This window comes from Sphingobacterium multivorum (assembly GCF_039511225.1).
Lineage (GTDB): Bacteria > Bacteroidota > Bacteroidia > Sphingobacteriales > Sphingobacteriaceae > Sphingobacterium.
Window position 1 is genome coordinate 3398023 of record NZ_CP154261.1, and the last position, 25814, is coordinate 3423836.

A 25814-nucleotide genomic window follows, 5' to 3' on the forward strand; every position below is an offset into this window, starting at 1 on the left:
GTAGCCCTTCAATTATTTATTGTCCGAAAATTGATAAATTAGACAATATGTACCATTCAGCTCATTCTCGCCGGCATTGGCCGACACTCCTACTGTCCGTGCTCTTCTCCTTAAAGGGTTTAGACGTCAGCGCGCAATTGTTTCATCAGGACAGCCTGCAGTTAATAGCCCGGCAGTTTGCCTTTACCGAGGGACCGGCAGTGGATAAGTACGGAGACATCTATTTTACCGACCAGCCCAACAACAAAATCTGGAAGTATAGCACCAAAGGGCAACTTACGCTTTTTAAAGATGCTGCAGGCCGCGCAAATGGGCTGTACTTTAACCATCAGGGTCAGCTCCTGGCCTGTGCCGACGAAAGGAACGAAATCTGGTCCATTGGCACAGATGGTCAGGTTACCGTCCTGCTCTCAGCTGTTGATGGAAAAAAACTGAATGGTCCAAATGACCTTTGGGCAGACAAGAAAGGTGGCATCTACTTTACAGACCCCTTTTATCTGCGCGATTATTGGACGAGGAAAAAGCCAGAAATCACAGGGCAGAACGTATACTACCTCCCACCAGGAAAAGGAAAAAAACCGATCGTAGTAGCCGAAGATGTCACCAAACCGAACGGCATTGTAGGGTCGGCCGATGGAAGATACCTCTATGTCGCCGATATCGAACGGAATAAAACCTATCGATTTAACATTGAATCTGATGGTAAGCTCAGCGGACAGATGGCGCTTATCGACCAGGGATCCGATGGGATGACTTTGGACGATAAAGGAAATATTTATCTCACAGGCAAAGGCGTTTTTATCTATAGTCCAACAGGCCTGCTGATCGGACATATCGAGGTAAATGAACCATGGACATCCAATGTCTGTTTTGGTGGCAAAGATCGCAGCGATCTATTTATAACCGCCTCAACGGCGATATACCGCATTCCGATGAAAACAAAAGGCGTAAACTAACGAGTTTAGTGGTTGATACCAATATTCATAAACCTCTAAAATATTGAATAGCAAATTGCCAATCCACACTTCCCTATCTTTTGTTTATGCAATCACATCGTTTGATTTTTGAAAAAACGTAAAACATGCTCCTTGCAATTTCAAGGCTTCGCTCGGCATATATTCTGATCTGGTCGGGTGTATGATCAGCAATTTTGGGATCCTCAAAAGTGACCGGAAACCTTTTATCGGCACCTGCTATGAAAGGACATGCCCCATCGGCCTGCGAACAGGTCATAATGGCGATAAATTGCGATACCGGATTAAAGGGGCTATCGTATTTTTTTGAAAAACCAATTACAGGAAGCGCATTGTCATCATATTTTATAGCATATACGGGGTTGCGCGTCTCCGAAACCGTAAAGATACGAAAACCCTGCCCAGCCAATGTTTCCGCTACTTTAGGAAATAGGGCTGTTTCTTCCGTACCGCCCGAATAGCAATATACATTCGGGATATTAAAATATGCACTTGCCACCTGTGCCCAAACCTGGGACAAGTGGCTGCGCCTTGAATTATGGGTACAGATGAAATTGAGGTTTACGGCCTCCAATTGATCAACCTTCTGCTGAATAGCAAGGATCAAAGGTTGTAAAACAGTGATGCTATCTTCGTTATCCAATCGCGTCCAATTGAGCTGCTCAATGGTATTTGCTAATTTAGGGTATATCATGCGATGCTCAACAATTTAACAACATCCTGATCCAGGTGTACAGCATGAGGGTTGCGCGATCGGTAGCTGCGCCAAGTTCAACTTCGTTTTTTCCGATGGTATGCCACAGGCATCCTGCGCCAGACAAGCAGTCGTTTTATTTTTCAGTATAAACGTTTTCCCATTAAAATCAAGATCGTACTTACCGATGGTATCGCTTTGGTATTCCACTTCGATATCAGCATCTTCTAGGCCTAGTTTTTCCTCAGAAAGCTTGATGATATGGAGCAGCTTTGCGGGTTTGAGACGGTGCTCATAATCGTCCGCATTCCACAATTGAAAGTTGACTACCTTCTCGTTGCGGATAACGCCACCACAATCGATAAAGTTCTTAGTGATTTGACCGACCTCGGTCACATGGAAATGCTCCGGGACAAAATTGCCGTTTTCCAATTGAAACTCAACATTCGTTAAAGTTGGAAGGATTTCTTTTATTTCTGATAATCTCATGATAATTCAATTTAAAATGAACGCGCTATTTATTAATGATGTATCGCAATATTACGATACGTATTCCCAAAAAAATGCATTAACAGCATCCTTTTACTTTTACATCCTGGTTAAAGAAAGCATTCAGTATACCTTGGGTGTGTTTCCATACATTTTCCTCGATGCAGTAACAGACTGATTTTCCTTCTATGGTACCTTGAATGATGCCTATATGTTTAAGTTCCTTCAGGTGCTGCGATATAGTCGCCTGTGCCAATCCCAATTCCTCCACCAAATCATTACAGATACAAGCTTTTTGGTTTATGATGTACTGAAGAATGGCTATCCGTGCCGGATGTGCTAAGACCTTTAGGAACGAAGCCAGTTTATTCTGTTCGTCGGTGTAAATTTCTGTTTTTGTAATTCCCATGTCTACCGTTAATACATCGCAATATTACGATATTAATTTTATCAATCCAAATTTCAGCATCCTATTTATTGTAGCCTACCCTACTGCTTGTACCTACCCAACGTGGCATACGCTTAAAGGCCAAAAATGCTGCCCTCGCACTAAGCCATAATACTACGTTTACAAGACCCGATGGTATGCGCATGGGATCGGGCTGGATGATGGGTAAGGAGGAAAATGGTCTCTCTTATCTTATGCACACGGGGCACGATGGTTGTGGCTTCACTGCGCTATGCTACCTCTATCCTGAAAAGAAAACCGCTATTGTCATCCTAGTTAACGATAGTAGCGGTCAGGACAGTGCACATCCCAATGTTCAACAATTTTACCGTCGTTTAAGCGGAATATACAAATGCACAGGCTCCAAGTCCCCTTCAACGTGAAGTGTCTTTCATTGGATCAGCAAATGGCTAGCGCCGCCTTCCAACAACAAATTTGTGCAGCTTTGCTTTCTCCGTAGCACCGTCTTTTTTGATCTCCACCATCTTGCTCAGCATTTGTTCATATTTATTGGAAAAATACTCCTTTTCATAGTAATCTGTATTCCCCTCCGAACCGACATACTTGTTGTCAGATCCCGTGTACTGCCATGGAAAATAGACTTCAAGATAATATTTCCCAGGTTTCATATGATAAAATGCAAATTCCCCCTGTCCATTGGATGTCGCCTCCAACCGGTATTTCCAGGAAGTGGGACTCAGAAAAGCAAATTTTAATCTTTTGGGATCCTCTTGCTTCCTGAGCTCCAGGAAGTCCAATAAATATGGGGTGACCGGAAAGAGGTATACGATTAGGTTGCTGCCATAAAATGTTTTTGCACCGTCTGCAGGCGGAAGCGTAAGGCTTACCCTACCCTTAATTGTGCTCTTGCCTTCGGATAGCGCAAGTTTTGCAAATTCCTCGTCAAATGGTACAGTAGATTTTAGTTTAATCGTATCATTGCTGCTTGTCCGTCCAACTTGCGCATGAACGGTAACCGAAGTAAAAAAGATCAGAAAAAGCAACAATAGGTTTTTGGTTCGATTTTTCATTTGATAAGTCGTATCGATTGAATTACAAAAATATCTGAAAGCGCATCAGTTCGTTCATGTTCTTGCACTGCAGTTTTCGAAGCAGATTGCGCCGATGGGTTTTCACGGTTTCACAGGAGATGCTCAGGATATCCGCGATAATTTTATTGGGCTTTCCCTGTAGGATCAGCGTTAGGATCACTTTCTCCCTTGCGGTAAGCTGCATATAATTGCGGATTCCCGCGGAGAAAAAACGTCGGTTTTTGATCACTTTAAGAATATCGAGCAGATATTCCGGAACCTCCGCACTGTCCACATCGAGGGTAATCCGACCCTTATTCTCGTTAAGCAAAGACTCCACTTTCAGTAAAGGCGGCAGGATTTCCGTATCAGAAACAGGGCCTTTGGTCGTTAAGTTGACCCAGTCCAGCGCAGTATTTTCATGCGAAAAGAAATGGGGTCTAAAGGTCGTTTTCCCATCCACGTACATGTTCATCACGCTGATGCTCGCGTAAATATCCGGGCTTAAGATATGCGCGACCTTATAGTCTATCCCGTGTCTGCAGGCCGGTATATCCAGGAAATCAAGAATCCAGTTTTGCAGTTCCGGCGGAATTGTATAACTCATCGAAGAGAGATCCCAGATTACCTTTTCGGGTACTATTTTCTCAAAAATACCTTTGTACTCCTTGATTCCTGCGATGAGCTTTTCCGCCACATTGCAGTTGTCCCATTTACCCATGAAAATATCACGATCTTCATCGTAATACATGGCTAGGCTCTCTGATCTGAAAAGACGTTCCATAGGCCAACATTGACTTTCTTAAATTTAACCATTATTTACAATACCCACAAAATTACTTTTCCAACACAACGCACTGAACATCTTACAGTTAAACAGAAAAGCAACACGTAAGACCGAAAGCCTACCCAATAAGCTATACACGAATCCATTCTTGACCAACTAACCAGCTCCCTCATGATCATTGGATTTGCTGCACCCCAACGAAGATACTGAACAAGAGACCTTTCTATCCCTGTAATGAACTATTCAAGCGCGCACAAATACCCACTAGTGGGTATTTCAACAATAAATCAGTACTGGTAATTTTAACTATCATCATCGCCTACTTCACATGAAGCCATTAACACCAGTTCACATGAAGCCATCAAAACCCGACTGTTTCCAATCAGACAAAAGATCTACATTTAAAACATATACCATGAATAGATTCGTTATTTTTTTTGGAATATTCATTGTTTTGGGTATCCAAGCCTGCCATAAGGATAAAGACAATCCACCGGAACAAAGTACTAAATCGAAACTCGAGGATGTGCTGACAGGAATAGATTCACTGAAATCTTTTACCGCCGATCTGAAGAGCGCGTCGCTTGCTGAGGAAGAGCTTAATCAGGGCATTACGGTCTTTACCCTGAGTGAACGGGTCCTTGCTGATGTGTCTGTAGCAAAGCATAACCTGCCATCTGCTACTGAGGGCAGTCAAGATCTACCCCGGTTAAGAGCAGCAAATGGAACCAATGGATCCGATTTTAAGGATGGCTCTTCCATCAAGGACTATATTGTCAAGGGCCGCTTTTCATTGAGCGATTTTACGCCCGACAAGAAACTGACCACCCTAAGCGGCAAAACCATCACCGTTCAGGTCGTCAATGGTATGGTCTATCTAAATGGGGTACAGCTCTTCAGTAATCCCATCAGCAGTAACAGTACATTTGCTGTATTTGCCTTATCGTCCTTTATTAACTATGGTAGCATGCTGGCTCTTGACAACCAAGCGCTCGCCAAAGTAGCCCCCTGCATCCCGGGAGGCACCTTAACGATCTTAGGTCAAAATTTCGGCGACAAACCCGAACAGAACCTGGTTACACTCAATGGCAAAAATGCCCTGGTGAACGAGGCTTCAAAAAATAAGCTCGTGATCACCATTCCTGCCGAGGCCACGACGGGAATGCTCACGGTCATGGTAAACAATAAAACAGTGAGCAGCGTATCGCCCATACCGGTTTTATTACCCACGGTTACTACGGTTAACGGCATAGCGGCTTTGGGATGCCAGAATATTCAGGGCATCGCTATCGACAACAACAATACGCTCTACTTCACCGACCCGTCCAACTACCGCACGCTTTCCTACGATGCAAGCGGGCATGCCGTCATCTACCAGCCGCTGGGACCACCTGAAAAAGACATCAACGGCGACGGCCGAATCGATGCCAACGACGCACCACTCATCATCACGGATCCCTGGGCCATTACCTTGGGTAATGATGGAAAGATATATGTGGCAGGGAAAAGTAAAGAAGTGACACCAGGCATATTCCGTTTTACGCCTAATCTGCCAAAGCAAACAGAACTTTGGGCCGGTAGTAAAGACCTCAATTTAGAAGGACGTCGCTTAAATACAGGTATGCGTCCGATTGCCCTTCTGGCTGATGGCGAGACGATGTTGTATGCCAATAATTTCCCTGAGCAGCAATATGTGGTCAACCGCATCGCTGGCGATAATATTATGGGCTGGTTGTATAATATGGACTTTTTGAGCGTCGACCCCACCTATCAGCAATCCGCCACTATACTGGGGATGACAAAAATGAAAAACGCGAACACCTTTTATCTTGCTGATGGCGCTGGCAAACGCATCTGGAAAAAAGATCAAAATGGGCTTTACCTTCTCGCCGGGGCCAATAATAAAAACCATATCCCCGCACAGGATGGACAGGGCACAGCTGTGCTGTTTGGCAGTCCGATGGGAATAGCGCTCTGGTCGGATCAGTATATTGTTGTCTGCGATAACGACTATACCAACCACAATTATAGCATCCGGGTTGTCAACACCTATGGTGTGGTCACCACCATCGCCGGCGGCAACAACCCGACCAACAGCAGCAAAGATGGTATCGGCAAAGCAGCGCAGTTCAATGGCGTTAATGCCATTGCAGTCGATAAAGACAATATGCTTTACGTCGCATCCGATGACGGTTCCATCCGAAAAATCCAATTTAAATAGTATATGATTTAAACGGACGCCATTTAAATACGAATTATTCATTGTACCCATCTGCCCGAAATCCAAAGCACAACGTTTTTAGCCTTGCGCTTTGGATTTTCTTTTCGCCGATTATTTTATATTTTTGTACATCTTCCAGCAATAATCTAATTTAGTCGGGAACAACCATTATGCAGTTTAATTTCGCCTTTGATTCCAGTCCGTTTAAAACCCTGATCGCTTTTCATAAGATTATACCATCCTTTGAAGCAGCGGCTCTATCGCCGGTTGGCTTTCAGGCTACTTACGCCCGATCGCTGCTGGAAGAAATCAGCAAATACCCCGAACTTATCGAGGGCGTCGAAAAAGCCGAAGACCTGCTGCGCTACGAGCCTATCATCAAGGTGCTGCTGGCAGATCTGTTTCCAAGCTCACTGACGCACAATGAGATCAAGGCCATTACCATTCCCTTCCACCTCTATACGTTCAACCACACCGCTAGACTGGAAAAAATATTACAGGACGCCGGCGATCACTATGAATTTAGTCTGCGCGATATTTCGCCCGATACGTATTATATCCTCAATTGCTGCGTCATCATCAGTCAGTATTATGGCTTTAAGGTGGATGCTATGGATGCCCCCCTCTTTTTGGATATTCCAGACAAGAATAACATCATCCATCATTACCGCGTCCTCTTCAATGCCGATTTTATCGATGTCCTTCCGACAGAACAGGCTATCGACCTTTCGGCAGAAGATATTACCGAACTGGTCGACAACTTTTCGGATATTGCCCTATGGAAGTCCAAATTCCCCGAGCAGAGCTGGATCCTGAAGGGCTTTTCCATTATGACGCTCTTCGATGCCACCATTGAAAATGCGGTATCCAGCTTCAAGAGTAATCTGCTGCGCGAGAAAAGTGCGATCCAAATGACGGAAATAGAAAGCATCTTCAGGTCGATTTATAAAATAAATGATCTGCGGATCGGACTCACCTCCTTTGAAAAAGTCAGGGACGAATACAACTTACGGATTGTCGAAAAACAACTGTACAGCCATCTGCTTTACGATTCGACCATCGAGGAATGTGAAAGCATGCTCTGCAGTGAGACGCTGGAACGCATGCTCACCAAGGACGAATACCTTGTTGTACCGGATATTGACAAGCTGCCGATTGCTGATCCAAAACAGGCCTTTTTTATCGATAAGCTGAAGCAGCAAAATGTAAAGAGCTTTATTTTTGTGCCCCTGATCGAAGGCGACAAAGTGCTTGGTTTACTGGAAATGTCTTCCTCCAAGGTACGTGAACTCAATTCGGTCAATGCCAACAAGCTCAACTTCATCTTGCCCTTTATAAAGGATAAAGTCTCCAAAGCATTTTCTGAAACTGAAAACCAGATCGAAGCGGTGATCCAAAAGGAATATACGTCAATCCATCCGAGTGTCAAATGGCGGTTTCAGGAAGAAGCCATCCACTTCCTCAACGACCGCGCCTTTGGGAAAGACTATGCCCTCCAGGAAATTGTCTTCGACCAGGTGTATCCGCTCTATGGACAAATCGACGTACAGGGCTCCTCCGAATCCCGCAATCAGGCGATCCGGCAGGATCTGATCAATCAGAGCATGGACCTGATCGCGCTGTTCACTGCGGTCAACCAAACGCAGCAATTACCCCTATTTGAGCAGAAAATATTCGATCTGGAACGAAATCTGGCGACGCTGCAACATGGGCTGCTGACCGATACGGAACAGCTCATGCTCGATTATTTTAATCAGGATATTCACCCTATTCTCGAGAATTTCAGGAAAAACAACAAAAATAGCCTCGCCACTGAGGCCATAGACCGCTATTTTGAGCGGATCAACCTGTCCATCGGCGGTTTTTATGAGGCCCGCCAGGATTATGACAACTCCATCACGCTGATCAATAAAAAGCTGGTGGCCATCCTCGACGAAAAACAGGTGGAAGCCCAACAGTACTTTCCACATTACTACGAGCGCTACAAGACAGATGGTATCGAGCACAATATGTATATCGGTGCATCCATTGCTCCGGACCGGAATTTTGAGCTGTATTATCTGCGCAATTTACGCCTATGGCAACTGCAGGTGATGTGTGCCATGGAACAGGAATTTAGACAGCTGCAACCCTCGCTGCCCCACCTGCTCGAAGTAACCTCGCTGATATTGGTGTTTGCCACCCCCATTTCCATCCGCTTTCGTATGGACGAGAAGCAATTCGATATTGATGGCTCCTACAATGTGCGTTATGAAATTGCCAAGAAACGGATCGACAAAGCCAAGATCAAAGGCTCGACGGAACGTATTACCCAAAAAGGCAAATTGGTTATTGTCTACTCCAATGTACATGAAGAGACAGAGTACCTGGGTTACATCAACCTACTACAGCACAAAGGATTACTGGACGACAACATCGAACAGTTTGAGGTGGAAGATCTCCAGGGCCTCGTCGGCCTGAAAGCGATCCGCGTGGGTTTTCAATTTCAGGAACAATAAAAACAGTAACAATCATTTCGGACAGATTCAATTATCGAAACGTCAACGGTCGCTTTTTTTTATTTTATAAGGAAAAATTATTGCATGGCAATAGCAATTTCGCCTAGATTGGGTTATCTTTACAGAAAAAGATTGATCGGGCCATATGATAGAAAACGTATTCAACGAAGCTGCTGTAAACCGTAGGGAAATGGATAGGCTGGCGGCATTAGCACGCTACGACATTATCGATAGCCCTTCCGAACGTATTTTTGATGGTCTGCTACAGCTAGCTGCACAGGTTTTTCAGGTGCCAGCATTGCTCCTCACCTTTGTCGGTGCAGATCGTATCTTTGTCAAATCCAGCATAGGCATCGACCAAGCAGAGCCTCTCAACCGCGCTAACAGTTTATTTTCCAGTACGATTGAACATCAACAGGTGATGGTGATTGAAGATCTATTACGCGAAAAAGCCTGGACCGGCGATCGCAGCTGGATCGACAGCCATGCCATTCGATTCTATGCAGGTGCTCCGCTTATGACAGCCGATGGCTTTCTGATCGGCACATTCAGCATTACCGATCATCAGCCCCGGGAGTTTGGCCAAGCCGAACGGGACAAGCTCGCCTCCTTTGCCCAAACAGCTATGGATCAGGTCGCTTTGCGCCAATCAGCGCTAGCGAAGATCGAAGAGGTTGCCGCCGTCAATACCCATCTGGCCAATATGCAGCAGCGGCTGCTCGATCTCAATAGCGAGCTGGAAGCCGCCAATGCGCAGCTTACCCAGACCAACAGCATGCTATACAAATCGTATGATGTGACCCTGCTCCTCAACAAAAACCTCAAGAAAAACGAGCAGCGGCTGAAATCCTTTATCACCAAAGCGCCCATTGCCTTTGCTATTCTGACGGGCCGCGAAATGACGATCGAGGTAGCCAATGATAAGGTGCTCAACATCTGGGGAAAAACGGCGGCCATTTTAGGCTATCCCATCGCTAAAGCGCTGCCCGAGCTCGAAGGCCAGCCTTATTTTGACCTGCTCGACCATGTGTTCACCAGTGGCCAGACCTATATCGGAGACACCGCTCCTGTGGAATTCGAGGAGGATGGGCAATTAAGCACCCATTATTTTGATTTTGTTTACGAACCGGTCAAAGGCGAAGACGGAAACACAGAATCCATTATTGTGATCGCCAACGAGGTGACCGAGCGTATCCGGCAGAAAAAACATCTGGAAGGGCTCAACCAGGAGCTGGAAATGGCGCTTAAAGCCGGCGAACTGGGCACCTATCATCTGGATATCCAAAACTGGAAAAACCAGGCTTCGGCTACCTGTAAAAGCCATTTTGGCCTGCCGCCAAACGAAACCTTTGAATTTGAAGACTTCATTCAGGCCATTATCCCCGAGCACCGGATGATGGTGCAGCAAAAAGTGGAGGAAGCCATTGCCAAAAAGATCACCTACCAAGCCGAATATATGACCCGCTGGCCTGATGGTTCGCTTCATTGGATTAATTCCTCGGGACTGACCCACTATGATGCCGAAGGCACCCCAATCGACCTGATCGGGGTAACGGTGGACGTAACCACCCGCAAAAATTACGAGGCGCAGAAAGAGGACTTTCTGAGTATCGCCAGCCACGAGCTCAAAACCCCCATTACCAGCCTTCGGGGAACGATACAGATGCTGGAGATGCTGAAAGACAAATCGGCCGATGCTACCATTGGCAAACTGATTGACATGTCGGGCGCCAGTATCAAAAAAATAACCGCACTGGTAGATGACCTATTGAATATGCACCGTATCAGCCTGGGGCAGCTCGAATTGAATACCACAACCTTTGCGGCAGCCAAGATGATCCGATCCTGCTTTCGCGACATCAATATGATCGGCAAGCATCAGCTCAACCTGGATGGCGACCTCGAGGCCACACTCCATGCCGACGAACAGCGCATCGAACAGGTGGTTTCGAACCTGATCAACAATGCCATCAAATATGCACCGGCTTCGCATACCATTGACGTGCGTATCGAGCAGCTCCCCCGATCTGTCAAGATCCATGTAAGGGATTATGGCGAAGGCATTCCAGCTGAGCTACAGCAGCAGATCTTCGAGCGCTATTACAGGGTCTATCCCGATGGCAAAAAGTACTCGGGACTTGGACTGGGGCTGTATATCTCGGCAGAAATTGTCAAGCGCCATGGCGGTGAGATCGGTGTGGACAGCAGTCCCGGCCAAGGCAGCAATTTCTGGTTTACCATACCGCTTGCCGAATCGCATCCTGATGGAAGCCTTTAAACAAAGGCCCGAGTCAAGGTTTTATCCAGATTTAAGCAATTCGATATCACATCGGATATACGTTTACTTCGGCTTAAAACAAGGGCTAAGTCCGCTTTAAACCATTCGATGTTCCGCCTGATAAGCCAGTACATCAAGCGTCCTTGGCCTCGGCCGGCTTCAAAGCAGGCGATGTTCCATCAGGTAGGCCAATGCCTCACGTACCGCCTCTTCGCTGCTTTTGGGATTAAAGCCCAGTTCCGTGCGTGCTTTGCTGATATCAAAATCCTGCTGCAGCCCCGAAAACATCGCAATATCTTTGCGGGTAATCGTTGGCGCCGTACCTTTCAGCCGCCCCGCGAGCTCCATAAGCCCTGCTACTCCATAGAGCAACATTTTGGGAACAGCTGCCGGAATCTTGAGCCCTAATTCGGGATATAACTTTTGTGCCAATTTGGTCGTATCGGTTATCGTCATGCACTTTTCATTGGCTAAAATATAACGTTCGCCTGCTTTTCCGTGCAGGGCGGCGAGATAACAGCCTTCGGCGACATCTTTGACGTCCACCCAGTTGAGGGCTATACCGGTATCTACGGGAATCTGCTTGGTCAGAATAAGGCGCAGCACATCGTAGGAAACGTTGAGGGGCAGAGCGGCTTCGCTTCCGATCATGGCACCGGGCATGACCGACACCAGCTCGATGCCCAGTTCGGCGGCCAGTTTAAAGGCCAGCTTTTCGCCATCGTTTTTGGAATTGTAATAGGCGTCCCTCCGGTCGGGGTTGTAGCCATTGCTCTCCTTTGTGGGCGTATGCGTATAATCCAGTGCAGCAATGGAGCTTACATAGATGATTTTTTTGACACCTGCCTCCGCCGCAGCTTCGATGGTATTGCGGGTACCCTGCATATTGACGTCGTAGATTTCCTTTTGTGGATCGCGGGCCCATAGCTTAAAAGCTGCGCCCACGGCATAGAACGTATCCACGCCCTGCAGCGCCTTGACGAAAGAGACCTTATCGGTGATATCTGCCGCCACGAGATCGCAGGGCAAACCTTCCAGCGCGGCGCAGTTGCCAAGATTCCGGACCGAAGCACGTACCCGAAAACCCTTTGCTAACAGTAGTCTGACCAGGTTATTTCCCAGGTGCCCATTTGCACCCGACACCAATACCAATTTTTTTGTTGTCATGTGTTTGATTTTAAATGATAGCACAAAGTTCTGCTTTGGCCATTCAAAATCAGTTCACAAATGTTACCTAATGATCTGTTTGCGGATGCGGCTCAAACTTTTGGGGTTCATACCAAGGAAAGAAGCGATATATTGCATGGGCACGTTGTACAGCAATTCCGGCTGCTCGGCCATGAGTTTGAGGTAACGTTTTTCGGCCGTAAGCGTGGCAAGCTCTTTTGCTCTCTTCTCATTATAGGTCAAGGACTGCTGAAACACATACACACTAAAATCCTTAAATGAAGGCAATTGCCTTGTCAGCAGATCGAGGTTTGCCTTGCTGATGCGCAGCAGTTCACTGTCGGTGATACTTTCCAGGTTTTCTTCCGTGCAGGTCTGGTGGTTGAAATGCTGGTAAGAGCAGATAAATCCCGGTGGGCAGTTGATATGTGTCGTCAGCTCGTCGCCCTTATCATTATAATGGAACAGGCGAACAAAACCCGACACCACAAAATACAGGTAAGCCGGTACCTTTCCCTCCTCTTCAATGAGCTGATGTTTGGCATAGCGCACGGGCTCCATATAAGATTTACACAGTTCAATCTCGGATTCCGATAACGGACTGTGTTGTTTGATCAGCTGAATAAACTTTGTGTGCATTATATCTGTTTTAATTGGCCCCCAAGCTTTCTCATACGTTCATTAGGCATATTCTTGTCTAAGTGTTGCATCGCTGGGAATCCCTCATTCACCTAACAAATATACTAAAAACGACCTGAATACTAATAAAATTAGTAAATAAATTTTGTTTTATATAAACCGCTCATCCTATCCACCGTTTCAGCTGACCCAATTTGTCAATAGCCTCGCCAAAACGGATACGCTAAAAAGTACACTCATTACGTAAAAATCAGCGTAACATCGCATCATTTTTATAACGAATATCACCAAATAATCGTACCAAAGTCGATGATTTGTCTACACACCTCGCTTTCGTCATTTTGGCTACAATCAAGCTCAATTTGGCAACAGGTACCCTATGCTTTCTTTAGACATTTGTTATATGGAATCAAACAATAACACAATGCAAAAGACAATTTTCATTACAGGAGCTTCTTCCGGATTGGGAAAAGCGACGGCCAAACTCTTTCAACAGGCAGGTTGGAATGTGATCGCAACCATGCGAAATCCCGAAAATGAAACCGAACTTACCGAGATCGAAAACATAACGCTCTTAAAATTAGATGTAAGCGATCCCGCCCAAATCAAAGAAACTGTAGAAAAAGCCATCTCTTTAAGCAACATTGATGTCGTTTTCAATAATGCAGGTTATGGGTTAATGGGTGCCTTTGAAACCTTAAGCGACGAAAAAATACTTCGCCAAATCAACACCAATCTGTTGGGCGTACTGCGCGTTACACAAGCATTTATCCCTTATTTTAGAGCGAAGAAAGGTGGTTTATTTATTTCGACCACATCCATTGGTGGCTTTATGGGATTCCCGCTACATTCCATGTATCATGCGACAAAATTCGCTTTGGAGGGCTGGAGCGAAAGCATGTCCTTTGAATTGAAACAATTTGGAATAGCCATCAAAACAGTTGCTCCGGGCGGAATAGCGACAGATTTTGCAGGTCGCTCTTTGGATATGAACCGAACTTCCGATTATCAGGACATTGAAGACAAACTGTTCGAACAAATGGGTCTGATGATGCAAAATGCATCCACGGCAGAGCAGATTGCCCAAGTGGTGTATGAAGCCGCAACGGACAAGAAAGATCAAGTACGTTATCTGGCAGGCGACGACGCACATGCACTCTATGAAAGACGACTACAAATCGGAAAAGAAGCGTTCAGGCAAGAAATCGCAAAACAATTTGGCGCCTGATTTTTTAAATAAGCAACTGCCGCTAAGGCAGTTGTTTTTTGTAAATTTGTGAAATAGAAACAGGATGCATACGATCAATTCCATATCCGAATTTCACCGGCAATTGTCCTTGCCGGCCCCTTTACATCCGCTCGTCAGTGTAATTGATGTCGCTGGAATAAAACCTGCTGAAAGCGACATCTGGGAGCAGTTCTGCGTGAATTTCTACAGTATTTCGCTTAAAAAAGACGTTACTGCAACATTAAAGTACGGACAACACTATTATGATTTCGACAAAGGAACAATGAATTTCATTGCGCCCAAGCAGATCCAATCGTTAACGATTGCTGAAATCAGAAAGATGAATGCCGAATGCGGAAAAGGTTACATGCTGCTATTTCACCCCGATTTTTTGTATACCCACCCCCTGGCCACCAAAATAAAAAACTACAATTTCTTTTCGTATGCGCTAAACGAAGCATTACATCTCTCCGAACGCGAAGAAAAAGACATTATAGAAATTTTTCTTAAAATCGAACAGGAATATCAGCATATCGACAAACATACCCAAGGAATTATTCTGTCGCAAATTGACATGCTCTTGCAATACAGCAACCGGTTCTATGAGCGTCAATTCATTACCCGGAAAGCCGTTAACCATGCCTTGCTAACTCAATTGGAAAAATTACTCGATGATTATTTCGACAGCGAGGAAACCTTAAAACAAGGACTTCCGACGGTAGAGTATTTGGCAGAAAGCCTCCATGTATCGGCTCGTTATTTAAGCGATTTACTCCGTTCCGTTACCGGTAAAAACACACAGCAGCACATCCACGACAAGTTAATTGAAGAAGCCAAGGAAAAGCTCACGGCGACAAGCCTTTCCGTGGCAGAGATTGCCTACAAACTCGGTTTTGAACATCCACAATCGTTCAACAAACTGTTTAAGAAAAAAACCAATGTTTCACCGCTAGTATTCAGGCAATCGTTTAATTGATCCCGTTTAATTGCCTTTAAATGACTTTTCTTTTTTAATATAGCTTTACTTTTGTCGCAGATTTATCCCGTTCGGGATTGAAGAAGAGCAAAATGAAGAAAGAATCACGCATCATATCGCTCATTGTTGGTGGCACACTGTTTATGGAGATGCTCGACACCACAGCGATATCCACAGCCTTACCCAAAATGGCACATGATTTTGAGAGTAATGTGGTACACCTCAGTGCGGGCATTACTTCATACACCGTCATGCTGGCCGTGTTTATACCGATCAGCGGGTGGATCGCCGACCGCTACGGCGCAAAAAAAGTGTTCAATACAGCCATTATAGGATTTATACTTTCGTCGATCGCTTGTGGGCTGAGTACCAACTTGACATCTTTCGTTATAGCGCGCATCTGCCAGGGTACAGCCGGAGCACTTATGGTACCGGTTGGTCGTCTCATCGTGCTGAAGCATACTGCAAAGAAGGATCTGGTCGATGCGATCGGTTATATTGCCTGGGCCGGATTATTAGGCCCTATTGTTGGTCCCGTACTGGGCGGATTTTTTACGACCTATTTTAGCTGGCACTGGATCTTCTTTATCAACATACCCTTCGGCGTATTTGCGCTGTGGGCCGTGCATACATTTATCCCGGCAATGGAATCTGAAAATAGCCGTCCACTTGATATCATCGGTTTTTTAATCAGCGGAATTGGCCTTGCCGGCATCATGCTGGGTACCGAAATGATCGGCGCAGCCAACGGAGATTATACCAAACCGCTTGTCACTATCCTGGCAAGCTTTGCCCTGATGGCTGTTGCGGTATGGCACTCCAAACGTATCCAGTACCCCTTGATCGATTATCGTATCCTCAAAATAAAGACTTTCCGGGTTACGGTATATTCCGGCTCGATTACCCGTATGGTGATCAATGTTGCTCCTTTTATCTTGCCCCTTATGCTACAGCTGGGTTTTGGATTGAGTCCATTTCATGCAGGCCTCCTCTATATGGCCAACATGCTGGGCAGTATGAGCATGAAACCGGTAGCCATTTGGATCACACGGCGGTTTGACTTCCGTAAGGTTTTGATCGGCAACGGTATTATTTTAACAATTTTTACGGCCGGACTTTCCCTGCTTTCCCTGCAAACGCCGATCTGGCTTGTGGCCATCGTATTCTTTTTCTCGGGGCTTACACGGTCGCTCCAGTTTACAAGCCTAAATACCTTGGCCTACGCAGACGTACCCAATGGACAGCTCAGCAATGCAAATACGCTGTACAATACGGCACAGCAAATGGCACTGGGTATGGGTATCGCCCTGGGAGCGGTAACACTTCACCTAGCAAGCAGCTATTATCAGGATACCGTTTATCAGATGCGGGATTTCAGCTTGGCCTTGCAGTTAATTGCTGGCTTATCCCTACTATCCTTAATCGAGTATTTCAAAATTAAGCCAAGTGACGGAGCCAATCTAAGAGGTTTGCCTTCACCAAAAGAAGTGCAGAAGGCCGCTTAGTCCTTTAGATTTTTCGGGCTGTAGGCAAACTGTTTGCCGGAAAGCTCCAGCAGATACAGCTTTAGTTAGTGCAAAAACAGCTGCTCAAAAATATGAACAGCTGTTTGTTATGTTTGTATAATTGGGAATAATTACTTTTTGTCTCTGGCTAGATCTGCCCGTACTTTCTGTACAAAAGCAAGCGAAACCTTCGCAACACGCACGATAACATCATCAGCAAGCTTAAGTTCGGTAATCAAATTTTCCACTACCTCATAGCTTTTTGCCTCAGCGCCCCGTTCCAATCCTTGTTCGACACCTTGTTCAATGCCTTGTTCAATGCCTTGTTTAATGCCTTGTTTAATGCCTTGTTTAATGCCTTTCTGAATAGCCTCGTTAAGCTGTTGCTCCTGATATTGGCGCACTGCTTCAGCATCCCATTTACGTTTTAGACTTACATCATACATTGCTCGTTCCTCCTTATTCAACTTTGCGTATTCCGCTATTTTAAATAATTTTTCAAATATAGGCTTTTTCAGATAGCCCGGTATCTTGTTCAGCTTGGACATATTACGTAAAACATAAAGCCAACGATCAAGATCAGTTTCTAATTCCGCCTCTACTTTTATAAAGTTACGCAATTGAACGTAAATAAACCCTAACTCTTCATAAAAAACGCGACCTGTCTTCCTGTTACACAAGCAAATATCGTGAATAACAGCGCTGGATTCATCCGCCTGTGAAAAAGTAAATCCATCCATAAGTACAACGATATACACTTCGGTTATCGCATAATTCCACGCTCGCCGTTTTCCTTTGGGAGCCTGATCCGCAATAAGCTTACTGCCGTAGTAAAGCATACGCTTTTTCAAATTTATCTGTGCAGTACGCTGTACTTCAATCACAAACTTGTCTCCATTATCAGCTGTACAGATCAGGTCAAAGATCACGGTCCCGATCTCCTCACTATCCCCTACATATTCATTCTTTTCGTACAATAAATCGACAATACTTTTCCGTCCACGGAATAACTCATTCAATAGGGAAATCAGTAAATCCTTATTAGGTTCAGATCCAAAAATGCGCTTAAATGCATAATCTGAAACTAGATCTATATAAACGGGCTCGTTCATAAATATAATAATTGGTTGTTGACTGTAAATTTCGAAAAAAGAACTTAATAAAACTAATATTTTTAGTAAAAAAATACAGATTCCCGAAGACCTACCGTCAACGACTATGCAAAGGCTGTATTGATAACTTCCGTTACATTTAGGCTGCCACTGATTACATCCCCATTGGGCGTCCGGCTAAAAACAACTGGTACTATAAGGTTATCAGGAACGCGATTGAGTTGTGTGGTGAGTCACCTGCGGCAGATCATGAAGCAAACGGACAAGTCCGCAAAAGCATTTTTTACCGCCTTGCAGTGCAACTACCCTGGGAAGAACATTGTCTGAGCAAAGACCTCGTCTACCAACAGGAATGATTCAAATAACGGGGTAAGCAATGTTGACGAAACCGAAGGCAGGTAGGGATTTTGCGCTGTACACTGTCAATAATAATTATTAGCTTTATTTAAATTACTGACTAGTGCATTTCGACAATGAACTATTTTATCTCTGAATAGCTTTATAACATAAACAAATGGCAAAATCTATTTTAACAATAACCCTGAACCCATCCGTAGACAAGAGTACCAGTGTACAACATATCGTTCCCGAAAAGAAATTACGCTGCGAAAAACCTGTATATGAACCCGGTGGCGGCGGAATTAACGTATCTCGTGCCCTGAAAAGACTTGGTTTGGCTTCGACTGCTTTGTTTACATCCGGGGGAAAGACAGGCAGTCTGCTCGAAAGCTTATTAAAGCTGGAGGATATTGCTATAGATCCTATTCGGGTGAATGGCGAGACCCGCGAAAACTTTATCGTGGTTGACAGCGCAACCAATCAGCAATATCGATTCGGGTTTCCAGGCGAACAAGTTGAATCCAACGAGCTGGCGGGAATTAGGACTTCGATTGATGAACTCACGGATATCCCGGATTTTGTCGTTATCAGCGGTAGTATGCCAGCTGGAGTACCGCCCGAATTTATACGGTCACTGATTAACACGTACAAAACGAAGGGTAGTAAAATACTGGTTGACACCTCTGGCGATGCACTTCGCCTTGCCTTGGAAGAAGGTGTCTTTTTAATCAAACCGAATGCAGGAGAACTCGCGGCTCTTGTGGGAAAAGAGGAATTGGGGCATTCCGATCTGGATATGGCCGCCCAACAGCTAATTTCGGAGGGGAAAGCAACGCTAATCGTGGTCTCGCTAGGTGCCCAGGGCGCTATTTTGTATTCAAAAACAGAAAAAATCCAGCTACCTTCCCCAGTGGTGAAGGTGCGCAGTACCGTCGGAGCAGGTGACAGTATGGTTGCCGGAATGGTGTCTGTCTTAGCCCAACAAGGAGATTTGGAGCAGGTACTTCAGATGGGAATCGCCTGCGGCTCAGCGACAACAATGGCGCAGGGAACTGGCCTATTCGCCAAGAAAGATGTCGATCGGCTGTTTTCGGAAATAAAAAAAAGATAAAAATTGAGGATTTTGCCTTACAAATGAAGATGTTGCCTTACAAAAAGGCGCACAATCCTGTGCACCTTTTTGTTCCACTCATCTTTTCCGTTTACCCAGTTTGGCTAGTAGCCTACTTGTCGCGAAACTGACCAGGGTACCCAAGGCAGCCGTCAGGGCGGTCTGCAATACATCGCCCAGCGAGATGCTGGCCCAGATGGAACAGATCGTACCGCCGATGGCCGAGACGCGCATATCATTCACTTTCATCCATCGCGCTCCTTTCTTCGGTATTTTCGGTCTCATTTTTTACGGACCTATGCTCCTGCGTGCCGTCCGAAGCATCCTTATCATCTACCTCCGGCCGCTGCTCAGCTTCATCCAATACCGTTTCCACGATACCGAGCCCCAAGGCCAGGTATTTTAATACATTGCCCACCTTACCCGGCAGCTTAACAGGTGAAGCCAACAGCAGCTGCAGCACCTGTCCTATTTTATTGAAGATCTTTTTCATGTGTATTTTAGTTAACGGTGTTCACTTCCCCGATATCGGGCGACGCTCATTCGATGTGCACTTCGACGAGTCCCTGCAGCATCAGTTCGGCCACAAGCGGATAGAACTTTTTGTAGGCGACGCCCGAGGCTAGCAGGCGGTAGTCGCCATCTTCCAGTACATACTGATTGCCCACCAGCACACAGCCAGCAGTCTCTTTATAGCTACTCCCTTTGTGGAAGTAGACATAGCTAAAATTATGAATATCACGTATTTCAAGCATACCTCGGTGCATTTTGGGGTAATCGTCGTAGTAACGGCCATTCATCGCCCCCTCGCGGTTAAATCCCAGGGTGTAGTGCCCGACTGGTATGGCGGTCTCTCCCCTTATCTTCACGGGACGCGGAATATTCTCCAGACCGTAGCAGATCAATTGATTGTTCACGTAAATCTCGGACAGCGTGCTATGCTTGCCCTGTTTTGTGCGAAGTACTTTTATCGTTGATTTCATACGCAAAATTTAAATTAGAAAAGACCGAGGTATTGACTTCTGGAGTACAGGTTTTCATCACGATCATGTAGGAGCAGGTACAGGTGCACCGGCCTATCATGCAGCATGGATGGCAGCTCGATCGTCATCTGGAGATCCTTCCGCAACACCTGCTGTTCGTTGATGGCCGCCTGCTCGCCAATAATATCATAAGCACAGAGCATGACCTGGTCGTCCCATTGGCTATAATCTTTGATGTTGGATTCGGTTGCATCCCAGCTCAGCTGAATTGTATTGGACGTACGTATACAGGTATTCACCGCGAGCGGAGACAGCATACCATTGCTGATTTTTGCCAGGGCGGGCGCTATCTGAAAATCCGGATATTCACCCTGTATCACATTGGTCAGCGTATGCGACATGGCCCGGCCAAAAGCCGCCTGCACCGTGCACTTGCTATGGGCAAAACCTTTAAGGATAAGCGGATACAGTGGATTTAAAAACCGGCGCGCCAGTCGAAAGCGCTCCTGTGCCGCCTGCCTACGTGTCGGATCTTTAACCTGCTTTTTAAACTCAGAAATCACCAGCATAATCTTATCGTTTTGTGTTTTAAAAATCGGGAGGAGCCACATGCTCCTCCCGTTCAATTACTCCATCAATGGCTAAGCCAGGTCAAATTCTCCCAGATAGGTACTTTTAGACACTTTTTCGGCCTTGCGGTCGGTAAAGAAGATCCATACGTGCCCCTTGCTACCAAGCAAGTGTGCAGGAATCGCGATGTCTATTGTACCGGCGGCTCGGGTCGGCGGTGTTGGCGCTGTCATAAATTCATCCTTTTCAGGTGAATAGACCAAGATAATGACCTGATCATCGGCCTTGGTTTTGTAAAGGCTGTTGAGGATAGTATCCCAGTAGAGGGAAAGAATTCCGCCACTCACAGCAGCCTCCATGCCACCGCCGTTGAGGTAAGAGCCCTTACTAATTTCGATCTTACTGTAATCCAAGCTAAAGTTTGGATAAGTACCGGTTACCGCCTGGGCGATATTGAGCTGCAGTGCCACGTTGGTCGGTGTCATCTTTTCGGTTTTGGAGAGCCCAAACCCGACCTGCAGGATTGGCGTGATCGGTATCAGGAATTTGGAAATTTTCAGAAAACGCTCCTGTTGGATCAGCTGTTCTTCGGACATCCCTTTCGTCCGCTTTTTGGGCAAGCCCTTGAGGTAGTTGATAGATTTCCAGGACGAGGCGATCACCGCGCCGACTTTACCACTTGCTCTTCCGATTACACCATTGTTGATTGTTGCCATGTTGTTTTTATTTAAAATTTAAACTCCATAAAGCTTTCATTTATACCGGTATGTATTGCTTTACTTCGACAAACATACCACATCAAACAGCCCCTTGTCAATAGCGCAAAGCAGGTTGGCGGAGACTGGTCGGCGGTATCCCGGCTTTTGTCGGCGGGCTGTCGGCGACCATAGGATAGCAGGCATAAAATAAGCTGCACAATCGGGCACATTCCAGGTACGCAGTCGTCTGGCCCTTCAAAAATTACGGGGTTGAGCAGCCGTCTCAGGCCTTTGCTTCCGACCAGCTCCGTACCTGCTTCGGATCGGCAATAGATCCCGTACAGATGCCGAACAGACCTTGACCAGCCGCCGAACAGGGAAATACTGTTCAGCAACGGGTCAACAGTGGCTGCTCTCTTGTTCATCTCCGAAGACAATACGAAGCAGGTACGAACAGCATAGGGATTTAAGGCATTTGCCGCGGCCATTTTTTATATTCAGCCACATACAGCTGCACCACATCTTTTTTGAGAAAGAGATCCGCATTGCCCTCTTTATAGGTAGCTTTGAGCAGGCCTTTGGCAATACGGCGCTCGATGGTGCGCACACTTTTGCTCAAAAAATAGGCGACTTCGTGGATGGTCATCGTACCCGTCAGTCTGTGGAGCTCCGTATACTGCGGTTCCTGCAGCAGGTCCAGGATACGGTCCAACTTAGTTTCTAGCGGCGTATATTCGATACTTGTTTTTAGTTGAAAAGAATAGTGGATTTTTAGATGAATACCTGTCGCATTGGACACAAAACGAGTAATAATCCCCTTTTGATCAGGAGATCCTTTGATAAAAAACATACATGGGCATGGTTAGCTCGACTAACCGCCGAAATCCAGATCAGCAGCAGACCTGTGGTCTATTGCGCTCGGTCTATCTAAGTTCATACTAGTGGGATGATTCAATTGAGCGGAATAAGGTAATCCCATCCCTTATGCTCCAGCTTATTAACGTTATCCAAAAATTTTGTTAGATTTCTACTCTTCCTTACCCATTGCGTCGCCACCAATAGCTTTTCAATATCCATTTCAGTCATTGCATTCCGCAGGCTATCAAATGCCTCTTTGCGCAATTCAAGCTTGGATGTATTTGGGGGCACGGGATAGCGGATAAGCATCATGTTGACGCGGCAGCCGCTGCTGATGCGGAAATACCATTTATCCAGTCCGATTGCCTCCAGTTTCTCCATAAACCGGTCCGCTTTCCGTCTTGTCCCGTCCATCAAAATGACTTCCTTCTCCCCTTTGCTCGAAAAGTAAAACGGCACATCAAACATGCGCACGGCCAGTTTTCTTGTAAAGTCGGTTTCAAATTTAGCGTGGCTATAGAGAATGTCGTAAAGCGATCCGATGACGATCTTTTCATCTAAAATAGTTGGATGAACGACGTGCACTATTCTTTCGGGCAGCTGCCTACCGAATAGTGAAATTGCGTTTTGAGGTGTGCACCACCATAAATCACCTTGTTTAAAAACATAGCCGACATAGCAGTAGCAGCATATACTTACCATAGGCATGTAATGCAATAAATAACTCCGAAATAAATTGGTGCTGTTGTTATTTCGGCGCACGTACGCGATCAGATAGATAAAACAAAGGTAGACAAGCAACAGTACGATTGTCGTCGAAAGGACGGCCCATGCTCTCTGCGACTTGGGTATACCTTTGATCTGTAAGCGCCCCTCTTTCAGCAGTTCCAATTCAGGATATTTTTTTTGCCATTCGATCCAGGCTATTTTTAGGCAGATGCGGATCAGCAGGCCTGCAATAATAATGGCTAAAGCAAAGGTTACTGTCCAGACGCGATACGTACAGGTCCCGAACCGTTCCAATTTAATTCCTTTATTTCCAATCAAATTAAACAACATGGAAAAGCATAAGCTTCCCAGGCATAGCTTAAAAAAATGCTTCATATTAGTCCGTCAAGCGCCAATATTTAGGTTATATCTACATGTTTGAACATCTAAATTAATCAAAATTTTCAAGTTCTAGGAAATATATCTGGCTCTTCAAAAAGATTAACCTACTAAATGTGGTAGGTTATTTTGAAACACTAGGTTTAACGACCAGTAACATAAACATTTGTCAAAATTTAAAATGTATGAAAGAAAATTTTGACAATGCAGGTGTGGCGCAAAAAGTAGCCACCCTTCTCGCGCTACCGTTAGCAGATCGCGCACTAGAACTACAGGTGATGAAAGACAATTTTGCGGCGTGGATGGAACACCATTTTAACCTGCAGCCCCATCAGGTGGAGCAGCTTAACAATCTTCCTGCTGAGCTTCGGAAACAACTTAGCACGGCTATCAGCAATTATCTCATGCAAGGGTATACGCTGCAGTTTCAAAAAGACCAAAAAGAAGAAGATCCCGATTTCAAGGAGCTTAGCGTTCACGGCCTTGATCAATGGCAAGATGATGTCGTGAAGGTGACCTTTACTCCTCTTTTTATACGGATTTCATACAGCGATCCGCAGCGTTAATCCAATCCTACGTTATCCAGATTCAAATCCCGTCGGTCTTTCCGAAATCCAGGCCGGCGGGATTAAAATAACCTATAATTCATTATGAAAAAAGCATTACAGATTAATCTAACGGCTGTTTTTGGTGCGGCATGCCGTCCTTCAGTATCAGCACTTGAACCCCTAATTGCCATGTCAAATGGAGATATCCGGAATTATCACAATCAGGTTGGGCAAGTCTGCCTGCAGCAATTCGACGGACTGATGGGCTATATCAATCTCTTAGATTTTGAACTATCCAAAGGTATTGTTGTCCCCTTACGTGTCGAACAGGCAGATATTCATATCTTTTACCTGTAAAAACAATATAATTTCCAGATGACTTCAACAAACCTAAATTACGGCAGGCATTAGCACCTTTCCTTGGTGTAAAATTAATTCTATGAAGCAATTGAAATCTTGAATCATTAATAATTAAATCGTTAACTACTTCTTGAGAACCATCCGTAGAACCATCGTCAATAATAATACACTCCCAATCAGATAGGGATTGCTTAAGTAGACTGTTTATTAATTTGTGGATATCTTTAACATTGTTAAAGATTGGGATAATAACAGTTAATTTTATACTATCCATATACTTAAAATAAAGGTATTATTCTATCAATTCATATCAAGATTAATAGATGTTCAGTTTCAAATTGTCTATAATAAAGAAGATCAAATTCTTTTACTTCTAATATGTGTCTTTAGATATTTTATGATATTGGGGTCTTCATTTTGATCAAATTTTCTTGCAAATAAACATTTTGATTCTATTATTTTTTTTAAATCACTTTCAATTAGAATCTTTGGAAATAAGGGCCCGCTTAGCCAATCGATATAGCGAAGATTATTGTTTACTATTTTCTTCCGGAGTTTAATAGAATTTAATAAGATGGTTTGCATAAATGACTCGTCTGGAATAAGTGTACCATGATAGAATTTTTTAATTGATGGATTATCTTTCACGTAATTCAATACATAGCCCACACTTTCATTTGGTAAACTCCACCATTGACTTCCTCCGTATAAAGTTTTTATATCTTTAGGTAGATGTGCTTTGTTATTATTATTGGCAAGATATCTACTTAAACCTCCATCTGGAGGCCAATGTCCATCGCTTCTAGGAAGGGAGAAATAGTCTATATAGATTTTATTATTATCCTTAAAAAAATCTTGGATTTGCTCGTTAGACTTGATTGGATAATCCTGTCCACTGATGAGATGAAAGTAAGAAAAATCTACATTTAGATGATATGCTTTTTCTAATAGTAGCAAACCTGCTTCTACAAGCGAAAATTTCCCCCATTCTATTTTAAAGTTGGAATGAATAAGGGTTATCTGGCTACTAGCACCTATGGACGATATTTCTGTTAGATCAATATTAAAATTCATATCGCAAAAAACAAGACAGTGATTTTCGATATGTTTGACCAGTTCCTGAATTAAATCAATAACCTGATCTTTATTTTTGTGACATATTACTAAGTATGCGTGTTTTTGCATTGCAATCC

General features: G+C 44.8%; 28 protein-coding genes. 11 read left to right on the plus strand and 17 right to left on the minus strand.

The features are described from left to right. Window positions 1–47: 47 nt before the first annotated feature. Window positions 48–956 carry an SMP-30/gluconolactonase/LRE family protein gene (locus tag AAH582_RS14205; protein ID WP_343318146.1) on the plus strand — a complete coding sequence of 303 codons (909 nt, stop codon included), beginning with the start codon at window positions 48–50 and terminating at the stop codon, window positions 954–956. Between the two features lie 73 nt (window positions 957–1029). On the opposite strand, the gene AAH582_RS14210 is transcribed toward AAH582_RS14205, so the two are convergent. From AAH582_RS14210 to AAH582_RS14220, 3 genes are all read right to left on the minus strand, one after another. Then, window positions 1030–1668, minus strand: coding sequence for a low molecular weight phosphatase family protein (locus AAH582_RS14210; protein ID WP_430459022.1), 639 nt, complete (start codon window positions 1666–1668; stop codon window positions 1030–1032). A gap of 15 nt (window positions 1669–1683) precedes the next feature. Next, complete coding sequence (locus AAH582_RS14215) at window positions 1684–2157, minus strand: DUF6428 family protein (RefSeq protein WP_343318148.1); 474 nt, start codon at window positions 2155–2157, stop codon at window positions 1684–1686. A gap of 79 nt (window positions 2158–2236) precedes the next feature. Beyond that, window positions 2237–2566 carry an ArsR/SmtB family transcription factor gene (locus tag AAH582_RS14220; protein WP_343318150.1) on the minus strand — a complete coding sequence of 110 codons (330 nt, stop codon included), beginning with the start codon at window positions 2564–2566 and terminating at the stop codon, window positions 2237–2239. A gap of 107 nt (window positions 2567–2673) precedes the next feature. On the opposite strand from AAH582_RS14220, the gene AAH582_RS14225 reads away from it, so the two are divergent. Next, the gene (locus AAH582_RS14225; protein WP_343322363.1) at window positions 2674–2988 is read left to right on the plus strand and encodes a serine hydrolase; all 315 of its coding nucleotides are present in this window, start codon (window positions 2674–2676) and stop codon (window positions 2986–2988) included. A 27-nt stretch (window positions 2989–3015) separates the two neighbouring features. Here the strand turns inward: AAH582_RS14225 and AAH582_RS14230 are convergent, their stop codons facing one another. Further along, window positions 3016–3636 (minus strand): hypothetical protein, encoded by a 621-nt coding sequence (locus tag AAH582_RS14230; RefSeq protein WP_046672471.1) that lies wholly within the window; start codon window positions 3634–3636, stop codon window positions 3016–3018. Between the two features lie 22 nt (window positions 3637–3658). Continuing rightward, entirely contained in the window at window positions 3659–4420 is a 762-nt protein-coding gene (locus AAH582_RS14235) for a helix-turn-helix transcriptional regulator (RefSeq protein WP_197083976.1), read from the minus strand. Between the two features lie 418 nt (window positions 4421–4838). Between AAH582_RS14235 and AAH582_RS14240 the strand changes: the two genes are divergently transcribed. The 3 genes from AAH582_RS14240 (at window position 4839) to AAH582_RS14250 (ending at window position 11420) form a co-directional block, all read left to right on the plus strand. Then, window positions 4839–6644: an IPT/TIG domain-containing protein gene (locus AAH582_RS14240; RefSeq protein WP_343318153.1), complete on the plus strand. Its 1806-nt coding sequence runs from the start codon at window positions 4839–4841 to the stop codon at window positions 6642–6644. Window positions 6645–6814: 170 nt separating this feature from the next. Beyond that, window positions 6815–9142, plus strand: coding sequence for a GAF domain-containing protein (locus tag AAH582_RS14245; protein ID WP_343318155.1), 2328 nt, complete (start codon window positions 6815–6817; stop codon window positions 9140–9142). Window positions 9143–9287: 145 nt separating this feature from the next. Next, a complete protein-coding gene (locus AAH582_RS14250) occupies window positions 9288–11420 on the plus strand; it encodes an ATP-binding protein (protein ID WP_343318157.1) in 2133 nt (710 codons plus the stop codon). A 159-nt stretch (window positions 11421–11579) separates the two neighbouring features. Here the strand turns inward: AAH582_RS14250 and AAH582_RS14255 are convergent, their stop codons facing one another. Both AAH582_RS14255 and AAH582_RS14260 read right to left on the minus strand, forming a co-directional pair. Further along, the gene (locus AAH582_RS14255) at window positions 11580–12587 is read right to left on the minus strand and encodes an NAD-dependent epimerase/dehydratase family protein (protein WP_343318158.1); all 1008 of its coding nucleotides are present in this window, start codon (window positions 12585–12587) and stop codon (window positions 11580–11582) included. Between the two features lie 63 nt (window positions 12588–12650). Continuing rightward, the gene (locus AAH582_RS14260) at window positions 12651–13226 is read right to left on the minus strand and encodes a Crp/Fnr family transcriptional regulator (RefSeq protein ID WP_343318159.1); all 576 of its coding nucleotides are present in this window, start codon (window positions 13224–13226) and stop codon (window positions 12651–12653) included. A 424-nt stretch (window positions 13227–13650) separates the two neighbouring features. Between AAH582_RS14260 and AAH582_RS14265 the strand changes: the two genes are divergently transcribed. From AAH582_RS14265 to AAH582_RS14275, 3 genes are all read left to right on the plus strand, one after another. Then, the gene (locus tag AAH582_RS14265) at window positions 13651–14454 is read left to right on the plus strand and encodes an SDR family oxidoreductase (RefSeq protein ID WP_343318160.1); all 804 of its coding nucleotides are present in this window, start codon (window positions 13651–13653) and stop codon (window positions 14452–14454) included. Between the two features lie 64 nt (window positions 14455–14518). Continuing rightward, window positions 14519–15430 (plus strand): helix-turn-helix domain-containing protein, encoded by a 912-nt coding sequence (locus AAH582_RS14270; protein ID WP_343318162.1) that lies wholly within the window; start codon window positions 14519–14521, stop codon window positions 15428–15430. A gap of 92 nt (window positions 15431–15522) precedes the next feature. Further along, entirely contained in the window at window positions 15523–16935 is a 1413-nt protein-coding gene (locus tag AAH582_RS14275) for a DHA2 family efflux MFS transporter permease subunit (protein WP_343318164.1), read from the plus strand. A gap of 131 nt (window positions 16936–17066) precedes the next feature. Here the strand turns inward: AAH582_RS14275 and AAH582_RS14280 are convergent, their stop codons facing one another. Further along, the gene (locus tag AAH582_RS14280) at window positions 17067–18047 is read right to left on the minus strand and encodes an Rpn family recombination-promoting nuclease/putative transposase (RefSeq protein ID WP_343318166.1); all 981 of its coding nucleotides are present in this window, start codon (window positions 18045–18047) and stop codon (window positions 17067–17069) included. 514 nt (window positions 18048–18561) lie between these two features. Between AAH582_RS14280 and AAH582_RS14285 the strand changes: the two genes are divergently transcribed. Then, entirely contained in the window at window positions 18562–19497 is a 936-nt protein-coding gene (locus AAH582_RS14285) for a 1-phosphofructokinase family hexose kinase (protein ID WP_343318168.1), read from the plus strand. Between the two features lie 78 nt (window positions 19498–19575). Here the strand turns inward: AAH582_RS14285 and AAH582_RS14290 are convergent, their stop codons facing one another. From AAH582_RS14290 to AAH582_RS14320, 7 genes are all read right to left on the minus strand, one after another. Next, entirely contained in the window at window positions 19576–19782 is a 207-nt protein-coding gene (locus tag AAH582_RS14290; RefSeq protein WP_156167541.1) for a hypothetical protein, read from the minus strand. Next, on the minus strand, window positions 19733–19990 hold the full coding sequence (locus tag AAH582_RS14295) for a hypothetical protein (protein WP_343318172.1): 258 nt from the start codon (window positions 19988–19990) through the stop codon (window positions 19733–19735). Before AAH582_RS14295 ends, AAH582_RS14290 begins: the two co-directional genes overlap by 50 nt. A gap of 46 nt (window positions 19991–20036) precedes the next feature. Continuing rightward, window positions 20037–20480 carry a DUF5675 family protein gene (locus tag AAH582_RS14300; RefSeq protein WP_343318174.1) on the minus strand — a complete coding sequence of 148 codons (444 nt, stop codon included), beginning with the start codon at window positions 20478–20480 and terminating at the stop codon, window positions 20037–20039. A 14-nt stretch (window positions 20481–20494) separates the two neighbouring features. After that, entirely contained in the window at window positions 20495–21091 is a 597-nt protein-coding gene (locus AAH582_RS14305; protein ID WP_343318176.1) for a DUF6266 family protein, read from the minus strand. A gap of 30 nt (window positions 21092–21121) precedes the next feature. Next, window positions 21122–21766 (minus strand): DUF6266 family protein, encoded by a 645-nt coding sequence (locus AAH582_RS14310; RefSeq protein ID WP_343318178.1) that lies wholly within the window; start codon window positions 21764–21766, stop codon window positions 21122–21124. 448 nt (window positions 21767–22214) lie between these two features. Next, on the minus strand, window positions 22215–22598 hold the full coding sequence (locus tag AAH582_RS14315; protein ID WP_343318180.1) for a hypothetical protein: 384 nt from the start codon (window positions 22596–22598) through the stop codon (window positions 22215–22217). Between the two features lie 101 nt (window positions 22599–22699). After that, window positions 22700–23710, minus strand: a complete 1011-nt coding sequence (locus AAH582_RS14320) for a hypothetical protein (RefSeq protein ID WP_343318181.1) — start codon at window positions 23708–23710, stop codon at window positions 22700–22702. A 188-nt stretch (window positions 23711–23898) separates the two neighbouring features. On the opposite strand from AAH582_RS14320, the gene AAH582_RS14325 reads away from it, so the two are divergent. Then, window positions 23899–24279 carry a hypothetical protein gene (locus tag AAH582_RS14325; protein WP_343318182.1) on the plus strand — a complete coding sequence of 127 codons (381 nt, stop codon included), beginning with the start codon at window positions 23899–23901 and terminating at the stop codon, window positions 24277–24279. Between the two features lie 84 nt (window positions 24280–24363). Beyond that, entirely contained in the window at window positions 24364–24618 is a 255-nt protein-coding gene (locus AAH582_RS14330; protein WP_343318184.1) for a hypothetical protein, read from the plus strand. On the opposite strand, the gene AAH582_RS24870 is transcribed toward AAH582_RS14330, so the two are convergent. Together AAH582_RS24870 and AAH582_RS14335 are read right to left on the minus strand one after the other, a co-directional pair. Further along, the gene (locus AAH582_RS24870; protein WP_430459023.1) at window positions 24533–24895 is read right to left on the minus strand and encodes a glycosyltransferase family 2 protein; all 363 of its coding nucleotides are present in this window, start codon (window positions 24893–24895) and stop codon (window positions 24533–24535) included. The two genes, AAH582_RS14330 and AAH582_RS24870, sit on opposite strands and share 86 nt — an antisense overlap. Window positions 24896–24978: 83 nt before the next feature. After that, window positions 24979–25806 carry a beta-1,6-N-acetylglucosaminyltransferase gene (locus tag AAH582_RS14335; RefSeq protein ID WP_343318186.1) on the minus strand — a complete coding sequence of 276 codons (828 nt, stop codon included), beginning with the start codon at window positions 25804–25806 and terminating at the stop codon, window positions 24979–24981. Window positions 25807–25814 lie beyond the last annotated feature (8 nt).